This window comes from Massilia sp. BGA-UO-ETr-WB1, from assembly GCF_059567845.1.
Map to the genome: position 1 here is coordinate 118496 of NZ_JCAQOT010000024.1, position 15089 is coordinate 133584.

Annotated in this window: 12 protein-coding genes; 3 read left to right on the forward strand and 9 right to left on the reverse strand. The window is 65.9% G+C overall.

What is annotated here, in order from left to right; translation table 11 throughout:
• Position 1: 1 nt before the first annotated feature.
• Both AC56DV_RS13635 and AC56DV_RS13640 read right to left on the reverse strand, forming a co-directional pair.
• Positions 2–2761, reverse strand: coding sequence for a TonB-dependent receptor (locus tag AC56DV_RS13635; protein ID WP_496314821.1), 2760 nt, complete (start codon positions 2759–2761; stop codon positions 2–4).
• Positions 2762–2922: 161 nt separating this feature from the next.
• Positions 2923–4761 carry an ABC transporter substrate-binding protein gene (locus tag AC56DV_RS13640; protein WP_496314822.1) on the reverse strand — a complete coding sequence of 613 codons (1839 nt, stop codon included), beginning with the start codon at positions 4759–4761 and terminating at the stop codon, positions 2923–2925.
• Positions 4762–4951: 190 nt separating this feature from the next.
• Here AC56DV_RS13640 and AC56DV_RS13645 point away from each other — a divergent pair, with 190 nt between their 5' ends.
• Together AC56DV_RS13645 and dacB are read left to right on the forward strand one after the other, a co-directional pair.
• The gene (locus AC56DV_RS13645) at positions 4952–6196 is read left to right on the forward strand and encodes a nucleoside recognition domain-containing protein (protein ID WP_496314823.1); all 1245 of its coding nucleotides are present in this window, start codon (positions 4952–4954) and stop codon (positions 6194–6196) included.
• A 2-nt stretch (positions 6197–6198) separates the two neighbouring features.
• Positions 6199–7827 carry a D-alanyl-D-alanine carboxypeptidase/D-alanyl-D-alanine endopeptidase gene (gene dacB / locus AC56DV_RS13650; RefSeq protein WP_496314824.1) on the forward strand — a complete coding sequence of 543 codons (1629 nt, stop codon included), beginning with the start codon at positions 6199–6201 and terminating at the stop codon, positions 7825–7827.
• Between the two features lie 181 nt (positions 7828–8008).
• Here dacB and AC56DV_RS13655 read toward each other — a convergent pair whose 3' ends face one another.
• Positions 8009–8152, reverse strand: a complete 144-nt coding sequence (locus AC56DV_RS13655) for a hypothetical protein (protein WP_496314825.1) — start codon at positions 8150–8152, stop codon at positions 8009–8011.
• 141 nt (positions 8153–8293) lie between these two features.
• Here AC56DV_RS13655 and AC56DV_RS13660 point away from each other — a divergent pair, with 141 nt between their 5' ends.
• Positions 8294–8524, forward strand: a complete 231-nt coding sequence (locus tag AC56DV_RS13660; protein ID WP_496314826.1) for a type II toxin-antitoxin system MqsA family antitoxin — start codon at positions 8294–8296, stop codon at positions 8522–8524.
• Here AC56DV_RS13660 and AC56DV_RS13665 read toward each other — a convergent pair.
• The 6 genes from AC56DV_RS13665 to AC56DV_RS13690 form a co-directional block, all read right to left on the reverse strand.
• Positions 8508–9116 (reverse strand): M15 family metallopeptidase, encoded by a 609-nt coding sequence (locus AC56DV_RS13665; RefSeq protein ID WP_496314827.1) that lies wholly within the window; start codon positions 9114–9116, stop codon positions 8508–8510. The genes AC56DV_RS13660 and AC56DV_RS13665 overlap by 17 nt on opposite strands.
• Positions 9117–9118: 2 nt before the next feature.
• Entirely contained in the window at positions 9119–10021 is a 903-nt protein-coding gene (locus tag AC56DV_RS13670; RefSeq protein WP_496314828.1) for a LysR family transcriptional regulator, read from the reverse strand.
• A 90-nt stretch (positions 10022–10111) separates the two neighbouring features.
• On the reverse strand, positions 10112–11005 hold the full coding sequence (locus AC56DV_RS13675; protein WP_496314829.1) for an N-acetylmuramoyl-L-alanine amidase: 894 nt from the start codon (positions 11003–11005) through the stop codon (positions 10112–10114).
• 44 nt (positions 11006–11049) lie between these two features.
• Positions 11050–11967: an N-acetylglucosamine kinase gene (locus AC56DV_RS13680; RefSeq protein WP_496314830.1), complete on the reverse strand. Its 918-nt coding sequence runs from the start codon at positions 11965–11967 to the stop codon at positions 11050–11052.
• A 69-nt stretch (positions 11968–12036) separates the two neighbouring features.
• Positions 12037–13761: a glycoside hydrolase family 10-like protein gene (locus tag AC56DV_RS13685; protein WP_496314831.1), complete on the reverse strand. Its 1725-nt coding sequence runs from the start codon at positions 13759–13761 to the stop codon at positions 12037–12039.
• A gap of 44 nt (positions 13762–13805) precedes the next feature.
• Entirely contained in the window at positions 13806–15071 is a 1266-nt protein-coding gene (locus AC56DV_RS13690; RefSeq protein ID WP_496314832.1) for an MFS transporter, read from the reverse strand.
• Positions 15072–15089: the final 18 nt, after the last annotated feature.

Sequence of the window (15089 nt, forward strand, 5' to 3'; positions counted from 1 at the left end):
CTTACATGAACTTGTACTTGAGGTTGACGGACAACGAACGGCCGCGCGCGTCGGCCACGCGCGGATCCCAGCCGGCGCCCACCACTTCATCCACGTTGTGCGCGGTGAACGGCGGGGTCTTGTCGAACAGGTTCAAAATGCCCACGGTGATGGTGGCGTTCTTGTAGCCGGTGTAGGTGCCGGTCAGGTCATACTTCTCGTAGTGCTTCACGCGCGGCACGAAGCCGGCCGGCGGCGTGCCCTTGCCACCGTTCGGCACCTGGTCGTTGTAGCCGGTGGAGAAGTTCTGCGTGAACAGCGCGCTCCAGTCGCCTTTCGCCACGCTGATGCTGGCGTTGTGCTTCCAGCGCAGGTAGATGTCGCGGCTGTTGAAGATGCCGACCTGCTCCTTGTACGGCTGGCCTTCGAACTCGGCGAACTTGAAGCTCTTCATGTAGGTGCCGTCCAGCTTGGCGACCCACTTGTAGCCTTCGACCTTGCCGTCGGCCTGCAGGCCCAGGTCGGCGCCGCGGGTTTTCAGGCCGGCGGCGTTGATCCAGCCCGCTTCCACGTGGTCGATGACGCCGGTGGCCGGGTCGCGCACGATGTACTCCGGCAGGAACTGCCAGTTGGCCAGCACCACTTGCGGGGTACGGTTCAGGATGCGGTCCTGGATGTTGATGGCCCAGAAGTCCAGCGAGGCCGAGAAGCCGCGCACCGGTTCCACCACGATGCCCAGCGTGCCCTGCTTGGAGGTCTCGGGCTTGAGGTTCGGGTTGCCGCCGGTGTTGTAGTTCAGGCGCGGAATGGCGCAGAACAGCGGGTTGCCCGGGTTCTTGGCGCAGCCTTCCTGGTCGATGATGCCGTTCGGCAGTTCCTGCGACAGGCGGCCCGCGTACAGCTGGGTGAAGCTTGGCGCCAGGAAGCCCTTGTTGGCCGAACCGCGCAGCACCAGGTTGCTGGTCGGCTGGTAGCGGAACGACACTTTCGGGTTGGTGGTGGCGCCGATCAGGCTGTAATCGTCGCGGCGCACGGCCAGCTGCACTTCCAGGTCCTTCAGCACCGGCACCAGCAGCTCGGCGTACACGGCGCGCACATTGCGCGAGGCGCCGCTCAGCGCGGCATTGCCCGGCGACAGCAGGATCTTGGTGGCGTCCACGTCCTGCGCGAAGCCGTAGGTTTCCTTGCGCAGGTCGAAGCCCGCCGCCATCGACATGGCGCCGGCCGGCAGCTGCAGCACTTCTCCCGAGACCGAGCCGTCCAGCTGGGTCATGGTGGTTTTACCGTGCTGGAAGGCGCCCTTGTACTTGGTCGATTCGATCAGCTGCATCGCTTCGGCGGTCTGGGTCTGGCCCGGCGCCAGCCATGGGTTGATCTTGCCGCTGCCCAGGGCTGCGTAGATCTTGTCGGTGTAGCCGTAGCCGTCGGTCAGCGCGGTCTTGGTGGTGCTTTCCGCGCGCGACAGGCCCAGCTTGTAGTCCCACTGGCCCATCAGCTGGCCTTCAGCGGCCACCAGCAGGCGGTAGTTCTCGGTCACGTTGTTCTGGGTGCGGTCGCCCCACGGCGTGCTGCGCCATTTGTAGATGATGGGCTTGGTTTTGTCGTAGCTCGGGATGTACTGCGACAGGTCCTGGTAGTACGGGCCATTGACCGGGTAAGCCGCGCCGTTGGCCAGGCTGGTGGAGATCTGCACCGGCGTGAAGGAGGCGGTGGCTTCGGTGCGCGAACCGAGCAGCTCGAAGAACACCTTGTGATCGTCGTTGATCTTCAGCGTGCCGCGCGAGACGGCATTGGTGCGTTCGACCGGGAAGCTGATCACGTAGTCGGCGCCGTAGTCGTAGGCGCAGGAATATTTCGAGCGGGTGACGGCGGTGACGTCCTTCCACAGATCGCTCTGGTACTGCGACATGCCGGGGATGGTGTCGCACTTGCCTTGCAGGCTCAGCAGGCCGGCCTGCAGATAGGTCGTGTTGTCGCCCGGCATTTTGAAGCCGGTGCCGAGCGCGGTGCCGGCGCCGGTCAGGATATTGGCGAACGGCGTGCCGGTGGTGTCCGGCGACAGGCCGCGCGAGGGCTGGAAGCCGTTGGCGAAGTCGCGCTGGCTCGAGCTCAGCTTGTCGTTGTTGTCGTGCGTGACGGAGGCCATGATGTTCCAGCCGTCGTTGTGCAGGTCGCCCAAGCCGCCCAGCGCCGACACGCGGCGGTTCATGCCGCCGCCCGCCTCGGTGCCGTTCAGCGTGGTGGACAGCTCCAGGCCCTTGTAGTCGGTCTTCAGGATGAAGTTGACCACGCCGCCGATGGCGTCGGTGCCGTAGATGGCCGAAGCGCCGTCTTTCAGGATTTCCACGCGCTGGATGGCGCCCAGCGGGATCGAGTTCAAGTCCACCGCCTTGCCGGAGGCGCCGTGGTTGCCCACGCGGCGGCCGTTCAGCAGCACCAGCGTGGCGTTCGGGCCCAGGCCGCGCAGCGAGGCGAAGGAAGCGCCGCCGGACACGCGGTCGGCGTCGGCGCCGAACACGTTATTACCGGAAGTCATATTGTCGGCGCCGGTGCCGCTGGCGGAAATGGTGCGCAGCAGCTGCTCGGTGTCGGTGATGCCGGCTTTTTCGATCGCGTCGAAGGTCACCACTTGCACCGGCAGCGCGCCTTCCTTGGCCACGCGCTTGATGCTGGAGCCGGTGATTTCCACCCGCTGGATTTGCTGCGGGGCAGCTTGCTGAGCCATCACGGGGCCCACTACACCTATCAGCGCAATCATCTGCGCGAGTTTTTTAACCTTCAACGTACTCTCCCTTGATTTGAACGAACTCTTGACTGCCCGGCACCGGGCGCGGCGTCTTGCGCGCCGCCTGGAAAATTCAGAGTAGCGCTTTGCACTCCACGCTATCCAATGAAAATACCTCACTTAACCATAACTTTTAGGAATGAATAGGAGATTTTCAATCAGGGCGCCATTTTAGTGAGCTGGTTCCGCTCTGCAACGTCCAAATCGAGATAGCGCCAATTTGTGAACTCAACCGGGTGGCGGATGTAGTTTTTTAGCCACGGTTGCCGGATATCGGCGGAAATCGGGTGGGTCAGCAGCACCCACGGGTTGTAGGCGTGGATCAGCTGGTTCATCTCGCGGTACAGCACGCGGCGCTCTGGCGTATCGCCCAAGGTGCGGGCCTGCTCGTAGCGGCGGTTGTACTCCGGCAGGTTGAAGCGCGCATAATTCGCACGGCCGCTGTTGGGGCCGTACAACAATTGCAAGTAGTTATCGCCATCCGGGAAGTCGGCGATCCAGTTGGTTTCGAACATCATCACCTTGCCCAGGCGCGAAGCCTTGATGATCTCGGTCTTCTTGTCGCTCTTGAACTGCACCTGCAGGCCGATGGCGTTCAAGCCCTTGCGCCACAATTCGTCGCGCAGGCGCCCCACCATGGACGGTTCGGAATGCATGGTCAGCAGCAGCGGCTGGCCGTTGGGCAGGGTGCGGTAGCCGTTCTTGCCGACACGGTAGCCGTAGCGGTCCAGCAGCGCGCGCGCCAGCGCCGGGTTGTAGGCGATGGGGCTGCGGTATGCCGGGTCGTAGCCCAGCACATTGGGCGGCAGCGGCGACTGCGCCGGCAGCGCCAGGCCTTTTTTCAGCAGCGCCACGTCCTCCGGGCCGTTGTAGCTGAGCGCGATGGCGCGCCGCAGCGCCACCTTGTCCTTGCTGTAGCCGCCGATCAGCGGGTCTTCCATGTTCATCCACATGTAGTAGGTCTGCAGCACCGGGAAGGGCGACAGCCGCATGCCTTTCCTGGCCAGCTCGGGCTTGAGCTCGGGCGCGGCGGTATCGGTGCGCAGCACCATGTCCTTCATCGACTCGGGCACCTGCTCGATGTAGTCGAATTCGCCGTTCAGGAAGCCCAGCATGCGCGACTGGTATTCCTCCATGATCTTGACTTCGATACGGTCCACCAGCGGCAGGCGCTTGCCTTCCAGCGCGGCGGCGGCGGCGCGCGCTTCGGGCGTGGCGTTGGCGGCGGCCTCGGCACCGGCGTGGAACACGGTGGCGCGGAAGTCGGGGTTGGCCAGCAGCGTGATCTTGTCGCTGCGCTTCCATTCGCCCACCATGAAGGGGCCGGTGCCGACCGGGTGGTTGCCCATCTGGCTGCCGTAGGCTTCGGCCACTTCGCGCGCCACCACGGCGGTGGCGGGCATGGCCAGGTAGTAGAGGAAGTTGGGGTCGGGCGCGCTGAGGCGGATGCGCAGCGTATACTTGTCCACCGCCTGCAGGCCGGGGATGGCGGTGGCGTGGCTGAACTTGGTTTTCAAGGCCTCGTCGCCCGCCAGCTTGCCTTCCAGCAGGAACAGCCAGGGCGATTTCAGCTCCGGGTCGTACAGGCGCTTCAGGCTGTAGACGTAGTCTTCGGCGGTCACTTCGCGCTGCTTGCCCTTGAAGGCGGGGTCGGGCGTGAAGCGGATGCCGGGGGTGAGGTGGAAAGTGTAAGTCAGGCCGGCCTGGTCCACCTGCGGCATGGCGCGCAGCGTGTTGGGCTGCAGCTTGACCGGGCGCGCCAGGTAGTCGTAGCGCAGCAGCGGGTCGTACAGGTTTTCCAGCAGGGCCAGGGTGGCGATGTCGGAGGCCACCGCCGGGTCGAGGCCGGTCTCGCCGGTGGAGAGGAAGGCGTGCAGCACCTTCGGCGCGGCGGCAGTGCCGGGCGCGGCGGCCGCCACGGGGACCTGCGCGGCAGCCAGCGCCAGCACGGCCGCCCCCAGCGCCAGTTTCCACTTCCTTGCCATGTTGCCTGCCATCTTCTTTCCTCGCTCTATCGAAACCGCCACAGGATAAGCCATCGCGCCGTTGCCCGACCATGAAATCGGGCCCGCAGCTTATAACTTTTTTGCATGCGCGGCCTGCATTCTTTCATCGCGGCATAATGCCGTGGCTCTATACTTTGCCTGCAAAATCATTCTGTCACCCTGTTATTGGAAATTTCCTCCTATGTCGCTCAATTACATCTGGTCTGGCTTCTTCCTGGTCGGCTTTGCCGCTGCCTTCGCGCAGTGGCTGTTCCTGGGCGATAACGAAATTTTCAAGAAAGTGATCGACGGCACGTTTGAATCGGCCAAGATGGGCGTGATGGACATTGCGCTGCCGCTGGCCGGCGTGATGACCTTGTGGCTGGGCATTATGAACATCGGCGAGAAGGCCGGCGTGGTGGGCTGGCTGGCGAAAGTGATCGCGCCGTTCTTCTCGCGCATCTTCCCGGACGTGCCGAAGGACCACCCGGCCAACGGCCACATGGTGATGAATTTCTCGGCCAACCTGCTGGGCCTGGACAACGCGGCCACCCCGTTCGGCCTGAAGGCGATGGAAAGCCTGCAGACGCTGAACCCGAACAAGGACGAGCCCACCAACGCGCAGATCATGTTCCTGGTGCTGCACACCTCGGGCCTGACCCTGATCCCGCTGGCCATCATGGCGCAGCGCTCCATCCTGGGCGCGGCCGACCCGTCCGACATTTTCATTCCCTGCATGATCGCGACCTATGTGGCGACGGTGGCCGGCATCATCGCCGTGTCGATCCGCCAGCGCATCAACCTGTTCGACAGCGTGGTGCTGTCCTGGCTGGGCGGCATGACGTCCGCCATCGTCGCGCTGATCTGGTACTTCACGCAATACCTGAGCAAGGCCGAAATCGCCACCGTGTCCAAGGTGGTCAGCAACGCGGTGCTGATCGGGGTGATCACCATCTTTATCGTCGGCGCGCTGCGCAAGAAGGTGAACGTGTACGAAGCCTTCATCGAGGGCGCCAAGGGCGGCATCCAGACTTCGCTGACCGTGATCCCCTACCTGGTGGGCATGCTGGTGGCCATCAGCGTGATCCGCAACGCGGGCGTGTTCAGCTTTGTGGTGGGCGGCTTCAACTGGATCTTCACCGCGCTCGGCATGAACACCGACTTCGTGCCGGCGCTGCCGACCGCGCTGATGAAGCCGCTCAGCGGCAGCGGTTCGAAAGCCATGATGATCGACGCCATGAACACCTACGGCGTGGATTCCTTCGTCGGCCGCCTGGCCTGCGTGTTCCAGGGTTCGGCAGACACCACCTTCTACATCGTGGCGCTGTACTTCGGCTCGGTGGGCATCCGCAAGACGCGCTATGCTATCTCCTGCGGCCTGATCGCCGACCTGGCCGGCGTGATCACCGCCATCGCCGTTTCCTACGTGTTCTTCCACCAAGGTTAATCATGTTCCGTCGCCTGCTCCTGGTTTCCCTGCTGGCCGCTGCCGCTGCCAGCACGAACGTCCACGCCCAACTGCCGGAACCCATGTCGCGCGTGCTGCAAGCGGCCGGCATCCCCGAGGACGCGGTGGGCGCCATCGTGCTGCGCGGCGGCACGCCGCTGGTGTCGCACAACCCGGACCGCCCGATGCAGCCCGCCTCGACCATGAAGCTGGTGACCACCATGGTGGGCCTGGACCAGCTGGGGCCGGTGTTCAAGGCGCGCACCGAGCTGCGCAGCAGCGCGGACGTGGTGAACGGCGTGCTGCGGGGCGACCTCCACCTGCGCGGCGGCGCCGACCCGGACTTCAATGAGGACGTGCTGGTGCACATGCTGGAAAAGCTGCGCACGCAAGGCATCCGCAAGATCCAGGGCGACCTGGTGCTGGACCGCCAGCTATTCCAGCCCACCCGCACCGACCTGGGCGCGGCGCCGTTCGACGAGTCGCCCGAGGCGTACTACAACATCATCCCGGACGCGCTGCTGCTGAACATGAATCTGCTGCGCGTGGACATGACGTCCACCGGCAGCAAGCTCAAGCTGGGCATGCTGCCGCAGCTCGAACGCGTGACCATCGAATCGGACATGACGCTGGTGGACGCCGAATGCGCCAAGTGGGAAGACGGCTGGAAGCTGCCGGACTACACGCGCAAGGGCAGCAAGATCATCGTGCGCCTGCACGGCACCTTCCCGAAGAATTGCAGTAAGACCACGGTGATCAATGTGCTGGAGCGCAACGACTACACGGAGCGCCTGTTCCGCAGCACTTGGGCGCGCCTGGGCGGCACCTTCACCGGCGTGGCGCGCGAAGCAACTTCAGCGGTGCCGGCGACGCCGCCCAACGCCACCGCCGCGCCCACTACGCGCCTGCTGGCCGAGCATGTCTCGCGTCCGCTGGCCGAAGTGCTGCGCGACATCAACAAGCCGTCCGACAACGGCCTGGCGCGCACGCTGTTCCTGACCCTGGGCTCGCTGGAGCCGGACCCGGTATTGGGCAGCCGTCCCATCCCCGCGCTGCACCTCGCGGCGCGCACAGCCAGTCCCGCTGTACTGCCCGGCGACTCCCTGAGCAGCGACGCCGTTGCTCCCGCCGCAGCCCCGGCGCCGGACGGCGCCATGATTCCAGGCGGCGGTGAAGCTGTCCCTGCCGCCGCGAATACGGCGCAGACCGCCGCCCGTGCCGAACAGGTGATCCGCGCGTGGATGCAGCGCCACGGCATCGACGACACCGGCCTGGTGCTGGAAAACGGTTCCGGCCTGTCGCGCCTGGAGCGCGTGCGTCCGGTGCAAATGGCCGGGCTGCTGCAAGCGGCGCAAAAGAGTTTATGGATGCCCGAATTCCTCACCAGCCTACCTATCGCGGCAGTGGACGGCACCATGAAGCGGCGCCTCAAGGACAGCGCCGCCGCCGCGCGCGCGCGCGTGAAAACCGGCACGCTGAAAAACGTGGTCACCATCGCCGGCTACGTGCCGGACGCGAACGGCGAGCTGTGCATCGTGGTGGCCATGATCAACCACGACCTGACCGGCAACGGCAACGGCCGCAAAGCCATCGACGCGCTGCTGGACTGGGTGGCACAGAGCGGAAAGTGAAGAACCTCCCCGGCATCAGGATTGAAAATCCTTGTGTCGGTGGTTCGCATCCTGTGACACCGCGTTTGGCCACTAACTACGGCTGAGGAATATCAATATCCGCGCAGCATGAAATCTATACGGGATTCTGCCGCCAGTTGATCGCTCGGCGACATCCGTCCAAGGGGATGGCGCATAGATGTCAAATCTTGCCATTGGCATCCGCAATGAGTTCAGGATGCTCGGCAAAAAACCGCTGTAATTGCTCCGTGACGATAGGTGCCTGGTGCGAGTTGCTCAACGCATCTTCGATAGCAGATTGGATAGGCCGTTTGGGGACTGGCACGATAGCTCCTTGGGGAATTTTCAAGGTATCACCCGCTGTCGCCCTTCGCAACCTTGGCCACGCTGTTGCGACACGCGGGTGCTTGCCACGGACCGGCAAGTGGGCTACCTTCAAGCTATCCCACACCTCAAGGAGACCACCATGAAATGCCCAGTTTGCGGCGGCCCTGGACTGGTTCGCGATACGAGAAACCTGCAGTACAACTACCACGGCCAAACCGCCACCATTCCCGATGTGACGGGCGAGTTCTGCAATGCTTGCGGCGAAGTGACGCTGGATACGGAGGAAGCCAGGCGTTACGGCGAGGCGGTGGACGCCTTCGTGGCGTATGTGGACGCGGCCGAGGACAAGCGCGCTACAGCACGCGCGTAAAGCTGGCCCGGACCTGCACGCGGTCGCCGCAGTCGAAGTGCCACCATTCGCTGTTGATGCCGGCGAAGCCGGCCTGGAACATGGCGCCGCGCAGCAGTTCGCGGTTGGCGATCTGCGCGGCGGTCAGCGCGCCGCGCGCCAGCATTTGCGGCTCCAGCGCGGGATGGGACAGTTCGGTCAGGTCGTCGAAGCCGGTGCCCATGTCGAGCTCGCGGCCCTGTTCGTCCACGATGGTGATGTCCACCGCCATGCCGAAGGAGTGGATGGAGCCCCGCGCGGGGTCGGCCAGGTAGCCGAGCAGTTCCGTGCCTTGCAGCGCGGCCCATAACTCTTCCTGGACGCGCTGCGGCCGCAGCGCGTCCAGCACCAGCAGCTTGCAGCCGGGACGACGTTCGGCCAGCCAGGCCACGGCCTTTTCCAGCGCCGCTGCCGCGTCGCGGTGCAGCCAGGCGCAGTCGTGCGGGGAATACAGGTCGCGGCCGACGAAGTTGTCGGGCGTGGCGTAGCGCAAGTCGATGGCGATGCCGGCGATGCTGCTCAGATGCCGGTAGTCCGGGCTGGACGGCACATCTTCGTTGCGGATGGTGTTCATTGTTACGCTTTCTTTTCCAGGCAGGCGCGCGCGGCGGCGGCGATGCAGCCGGCCAGCTGGCGCGCGCCGTGCGACAGCGGCGCGTGGCCTGCCGTCAGCAGATACAGTTGCACGGGGATGGCCGGCGCCCACGGGCGACGCTGCACCAGCGCGCTGGACGCGGAGGCGGCCGTGAACGGGTCGACCACGGCCATGCCGCCGCCCGCTTCCACCAGCGAGCGGGCGATCTGGTAAGTCTGCACCACGGTCTGGAACACCGGGTGCAAACCCTGCGCTTCGCACGCGGCCACCACCATTTCGCCCAGCGGGTCGTTGTCGGCGTGGCCGATCAGCTCGCCCGCCAGGCCGGGCGCGGCCAGCGGCGTGGCGCAGTCGGCGGCGCTCCAGGTGCCGGCGGGGGCGATCACGGTCATGACGCCTTGCGCCAGCGGCTCGGCGACGATGCCGGGGTGGCGCGGGTCCTGCAGCGACAGGGCCAGGTCCGCTTCGCCCAGGCGCAGGGTATTGACGATTTCGCTGGTGTGGTGGGTGGCCAGCTCGCAGCGGGCGCCGGGGAATTCCTTGCGCCAGGCGGTGACGGCCTGCGGCAGCACGCTGATGGCCACTGTGGGCGTGGAGACCAGGCGGATGGTTTCCAGCGCGCGGCCCTTGAGGCTGGCCGCCAGGCGGCGGATGCCTTGCAGGTCGCGGTTCAGTTTTTCGGTTTCGGCGAACAGGCGGTGCGCTTCTGGCTTGGGATACAGCTTGCCGCGCACGCGCTCGAACAGCGGCATGCCCAGCTGCAATTCGCAGTGCTGCAACACCTTGGTGACGGCGGGCTGCGAGATGTGCAGCACCTGGGCGGCGCCGCTGATGGTGCCGACCTGCATGATGGCGTGGAACACTTCTATATGGCGCAGCCGCATTGCTCTATCCTCGATCCAGCGCCGCAGAGCCGTCCCTGCGGAATCCGTGCAGGATAGGGGAAAGCAGGGTGCGGCGCAATGCCATGGCGCTTAGTGGTTTTCGGTTGGCTGCACTGGAACCACCGCCGGCGTTGCCGGTGCGGCAGGGACGGCAACCGGCGAGCCCGGCAGCAGCGGCACGGCCGGATTGATGATCTCGTTCTTGGGCGTCGGGGCCAGCACTTGCAGGATGGCGGCCGATTCGGCGTCCGGGTTGCCGTCAAAGCGGGCCGGGCGGTATTTCGACTGGAACGCGAACATCACGTTGCGGGTGGCTTCGTCCAGCACGCCATTCTGCGGCACAGCGTAACCGTGCTGGGCCAGGCGCTTTTGGAACCAGGCCACGTCCGGCAGCTGGTTCTCGAACACGGCGCGCTGGGCCGCCACCTGGGCGGCGTCCGGCCAGGTGATCAGCCCGGCTGCGGCCAGCTGGTGCCACGGGAACAGAGGGCCCGGGTCCTGCTTGCGCTGCGGCGCGATGTCGCTGTGGCCAAGAATGTTCTGCGGCGGAATATTGTGGCGGGCGACGATTTGCTTGAGCAGCGGAATCAGCTGGTCCATCTGCGACTGCGGGAAGGGATACCAGACGCGGCCTTGAGGAGTTTCCTTGAAGCCCGGGTTGACGATCTCGATGCCGATCGACATCGGATTGAGGTTGCTGTACGTCTTCCAGCTGCTCACGCCGGCGTGGTTGGACATGCGCGCTTCGTCCACCAAGGTGTAGAACTTCGGCTCGGCTTCGTCGGTCAGCAGATAGTGACTGCTCACTTCCTGCTCGGTGAGGATCTTGATCGAGCGCGGCAGGTCGGCCACCGTGTAGTGGATGATGATGAACTTGACGCGGCTGCTCTGGCTGCGCGCGCTGAGGCTGTTGTCCAGGCGCGGCGGCGGCGCGGCGCAACCGGCCAGCACGGCGGCCAGGATGATGAGCAGGATTTTTTTCACAACGGTCTCCAGAGGCTGAGTAATGTACGGCTAGTAATGTACTGCTAGTGTTTGGGTTGCGCGGCCATGCGGGCGGCGGCGTAATGGGGCTGGGCGGTCTTGCGGCGCAGCGGCACTTCGGGCGGCAAGGTGGCGCGCATGGTTTCCGCGATCAGCGGGTGCAGCTCGGCGGCGCGGCCCGCCAGCACCACGGGGCGCACGCCGAAGCGCGACACCAGGGCCGTGGCCAGCCGCGCCAGTTCGCGCCCGGCTTGCTGCAGGATCAACCGGGCGGCCTGGTCGTGCTCGGCGCTGGCGGCGACCGCCAGCGCCAGCTTGCCCACTTCGCCGCGCTCGCGGCCGTAAATGAACTGGCGCGAAAAGGCCCAGTCGCTGCCGCCGACGTAATCGAACACGGTGCGCGCCATGGCCGAATCCTCCCAGGCGCCCGGCTCCTCGTCCTCGCGGCGCCAGATGCGGCGCAGCGCCTCGCGCGCGATCCAGAAGCCGCCGCCGCCGTCGTCCAGCGTCACGCCGCGGCCGCCGGCGCGGTGGAACACGCCGCTGTCGTCGATGAAGGCGGCGATGGAGCCGGTGCCGGCGTAGACCAGGTAGCCTTCGCCCGGCTGGAAGCTGTCCAGGTAGGCGATTTCGATGTCGTTGGAAACGATGACGGTGTCCGGGTCCATGCCCAGCAGCTCGGCCAGCCATTCGACCAGCAGTTCGCTGTCGCCGCCGAAGCCGGTCAGCCCGGCGCACACGCGCTGCGGGCGCCCGCTGGCCAGCACGTCCTGCGCCAGCGCGGAGAAGGTGGCGCGCACCGCGCTGCGGCCCGCCGCGTTGCCCATCTGTAAAGCCGACAAGCCCGCGACGCTGCCTTCGGCGACAATGGCGCCGTCCGCCCCGGCCAATGCCCAGCGGGTCTGCGTGCCGCCGGCGTCGATGCCCAGGCCCAGCGTCGTGTCTGTATCAGATTTACCCATAGTGCCTGAGTGTAAATTGAAATGCGGCCAGGATTTAATGAAACCTTGGCCGCACACCATGCCCAAAGGTTATAGCTGCGCCGTGGGCTGCCCGGGCGCCGGCACCGACACCCGCTCGCTCTCGTTGCCCAGCCGGTCCACCGCGCTGACCACCACCGCGCCGGCCGGCACGCCCGCCTCGTCGGCCAGTGTGACGTCGCCGCGCCCGGCGGGGGCGGTGGTGAAGCGCCACTCGTCCCCATAGCGGGCCCAGATGGCGTACTGGATCGCGCTCTTGCCGGCGCTCAGTTTCAGGTCCAGCCCGGCGGAGCCGCGCCGCGCGCCCACTTTCGGCGCACCCGGCGCCTCCGAACCCAGCCACGGCGTGGCCGGGATCAGCGCGGCGCTCTGGTAGCTGATCGACTTCAGCTGGTCGCTGATGCCTTTGCGGTTTTGCATCAGCGCGGCAATGCTGAAGTGCACATGGCCGATGCTGTTGACGCCCCGCCCGGCGCGGCTGCGCGTGACGCCGATCTGCTTGACGATTTCTTCCGGCTCGAAGGACTTGCCGCTGCCGTCGATGCGGCTGGTGTACAGCCCCGGCCACACGTGGCGGCCGCGCGTGTTTTCGCGCAGCCAGTAATCGAGCAGCACATCGAAGGCCTGCGGCGGCGGCGAGATGGCCCAGTACAGCTGCGGCGCCAGGTAGTCCAGCCAGCCGTTTTTCAGCCACAGCTCGGCGTCGGCGTACAGCTTGTCGTACTGGCTGAAGCCGAGGATGCCGGGCGGGCGGCGGTCCGGCCGGCCGATGCCGAATGGGCTGATGCCGAAACGCACCCACGATTTTTCGCGGCGGATGCCGGTGTACATCGCTTCGATCAGCTGGTTCACATTCTGGCGGCGCCAGGACGCGCGGTCCAGCTGGCCACCGCCGGCCTGGTACCGCTGCCAGGCCGGCTGGTCGGGGAATTCCAGTTCCGGGCGCGGCGCGCCGTTGCTGCCGCCGTTGCCGGCTTCCAGCGCGGCCGCTTCGCCCGCCGCGCCGGGCGCTTCGATCGGGTAGGGATAGAAGTAATCGTCGATGTGCACGCCGTCGATGTCGTAGCGTCTCACCACGTCCAGGATCACGTCCAGCGTGTGCTTCGACGCCTCCGCCTCGCCCGGGTCCATCCACTGGTAGCGGCCGTAGGTTTTCACCGTCTGCGGCTTGGTGTTGGAAATATGGTCGCGCGAGTTGGGCGACTTGGCGGTGGCGTGGCGCGCCCGGTAAGGATTGAACCAGGCGTGCAGCTCCAGGCCGCGCGCATGGGCCTGGTCGATCCAGAATTTCAGCGGATCGTACATGGGCGACGGCGCCTTGCCTTGCTGGCCGGTCAGGTACTCGGTCCACGGCTCCAGCTCGGACGGGTAGATCGCGTCCGCGCTGGGGCGCACCTGCAGCACGATGGCGTTCAGGTTGAGCGCCTTGGCGCGGTCCAAAATGGCGATGGCTTCCGCTTGCTGCTTAACCACCGGCAAGCCGGCGCGGCTGGGCCAGTCGATATTGGCCACCGTGGAAACCCAGGCGGCGCGGAACTCGCGCGGCGCGGGCGGCGGCACGGGGCCGGTCAGGCTGGCCGGTGGGACCAGGCCCGGGCCGGGGCCTGGACCGACGGCTGGTCCCGCGCCGGGCGCCGACGGCATCACCGGGCCGCTGCCCGCTGCGGGCGTGAGCGGCGTGCTGGTGCAGGCGCCCAGGAAAGCCGCCACTGCGGCGGCGGCGGCGGTGGTAGCGGCGGCGGCGAGGGTGCGCCGCTTTTTCGGGTCAAAAGCCAAATCCGTATCCTCGATTCAATTGAAGCGGCCGTATTGTACCTGCCTCATTCCCGGCCGAACGCCGGGTCCACCTTCACCAGTGCGGTCATGATGAAGCCCGGTATTGTCGCCAGGCACACCCACATGAAGAAGTGCTGGTAGCCCAGCATCTGCTGGATCCAGCCGCTAGCCATTTGCGGCAGCATCATGCCCAGCGCCATGAAGCCGGTGCAGATGGCGTAGTGCGCGGTCTTGTGCGGGCCGTCCGACACCATGATCATGTACAGCATGTAGGACGTGAAACCGAAGCCGTAGCCGAACTGCTCGGCCGCCATCAGCACGGAAATCAGATAGATATTCTCGGGCAGCGCGCTGGACAGGTAAACGAACACCAGGTCCGGCACGTGCACCGCGAAGGCCATCGGCCACAGGCAGCGCTTCAGGCCGAAGCGCGAAATCACCACGCCGCCCGCCAAGCCGCCCAGGGTCAGCGCGATGATGCCGATGGTGCCGTACACCAGGCCCACCTCCTGGTTGCTCAGGCCCAGCCCGCCCTTGTCGGCCGGGTCGAGCAGGAAGGGCACGGCCAGCTTCAGCAGCTGCGCCTCGCCGAGTCGGAACAGCAGCAGGAAGCCCAGCGTGACGAGGATGCCTTCCTTGCGGAAGAAGGAGGCGAAGGTGGCGAAGAATTCGCGGAACAGGTCGCCGCCGGCCGGCGCGCGCACGTCGGCGGCCGGCTTGGGCAGCAGGAAGAAATGGTAGACGAACAGCACGCCGAACAGGGCCGCCAGGATGAACAGCACAATGGACCAGGCCACGCGCGGGTCGCCCAGCTGGTCGGTGAGCTGGCCGGCGAGGTAGAGTAGGCCGCCCTGGCCGGCGATCATGGCCAGCCGGTAGAAGGTGGAGCGCACGCCGACGAACGCGGCCTGCTGCTGCTGGCGCAGGCCCAGCATGTAGAAGCCGTCGGCGGCAATGTCGTGCGTGGCGGAACTGAAAGCCATCAGCCACAGCACGGCCAGGCTGGCGCGGAAGAAGTCCGGCAGGTGCATGGTGAACGCCACCATGGCCAGCGAGGCGCCGATCACCAGCTGCAGCGCCACGATCCACATGCGCTTGGTGCCCAGCAGTTCCACCACGGGCGACCACAGCGGCTTGATCACCCAGGGCAGGTACAGCCAGCCGGTGTACAGCGCGATATCGGTATTGGAAATGCCGGTGTTCTTGTACATCGCCACCGACAGCGTCATCACTACGACATACGGAATGCCCTGGCTGAAATACAAACTGGGGATCCACCACCAGGGGCTACGTTGATGCGCGTCTTTCATTCCGTCCTTTGTGTCGTG

What these genes read in the sequence shown, in the direction of transcription:
- AC56DV_RS13670 (WP_496314828.1), bottom strand. Translation starts at nt 10,021, where the DNA reads ATGCGGCTGCGCCATATAGAAGTGTTCCACGCCATCATGCAGGTCGGC.
- AC56DV_RS13660 (WP_496314826.1), top strand. Translation starts at nt 8,294, where the DNA reads ATGAAATGCCCAGTTTGCGGCGGCCCTGGACTGGTTCGCGATACGAGA.
- AC56DV_RS13665 (WP_496314827.1), bottom strand. Translation starts at nt 9,116, where the DNA reads ATGAACACCATCCGCAACGAAGATGTGCCGTCCAGCCCGGACTACCGG.
- dacB (WP_496314824.1), top strand. Translation starts at nt 6,199, where the DNA reads ATGTTCCGTCGCCTGCTCCTGGTTTCCCTGCTGGCCGCTGCCGCTGCC.
- AC56DV_RS13680 (WP_496314830.1), bottom strand. Translation starts at nt 11,967, where the DNA reads ATGGGTAAATCTGATACAGACACGACGCTGGGCCTGGGCATCGACGCC.
- AC56DV_RS13640 (WP_496314822.1), bottom strand. Translation starts at nt 4,761, where the DNA reads ATGGCAGGCAACATGGCAAGGAAGTGGAAACTGGCGCTGGGGGCGGCC.
- AC56DV_RS13690 (WP_496314832.1), bottom strand. Translation starts at nt 15,071, where the DNA reads ATGAAAGACGCGCATCAACGTAGCCCCTGGTGGTGGATCCCCAGTTTG.
- AC56DV_RS13645 (WP_496314823.1), top strand. Translation starts at nt 4,952, where the DNA reads ATGTCGCTCAATTACATCTGGTCTGGCTTCTTCCTGGTCGGCTTTGCC.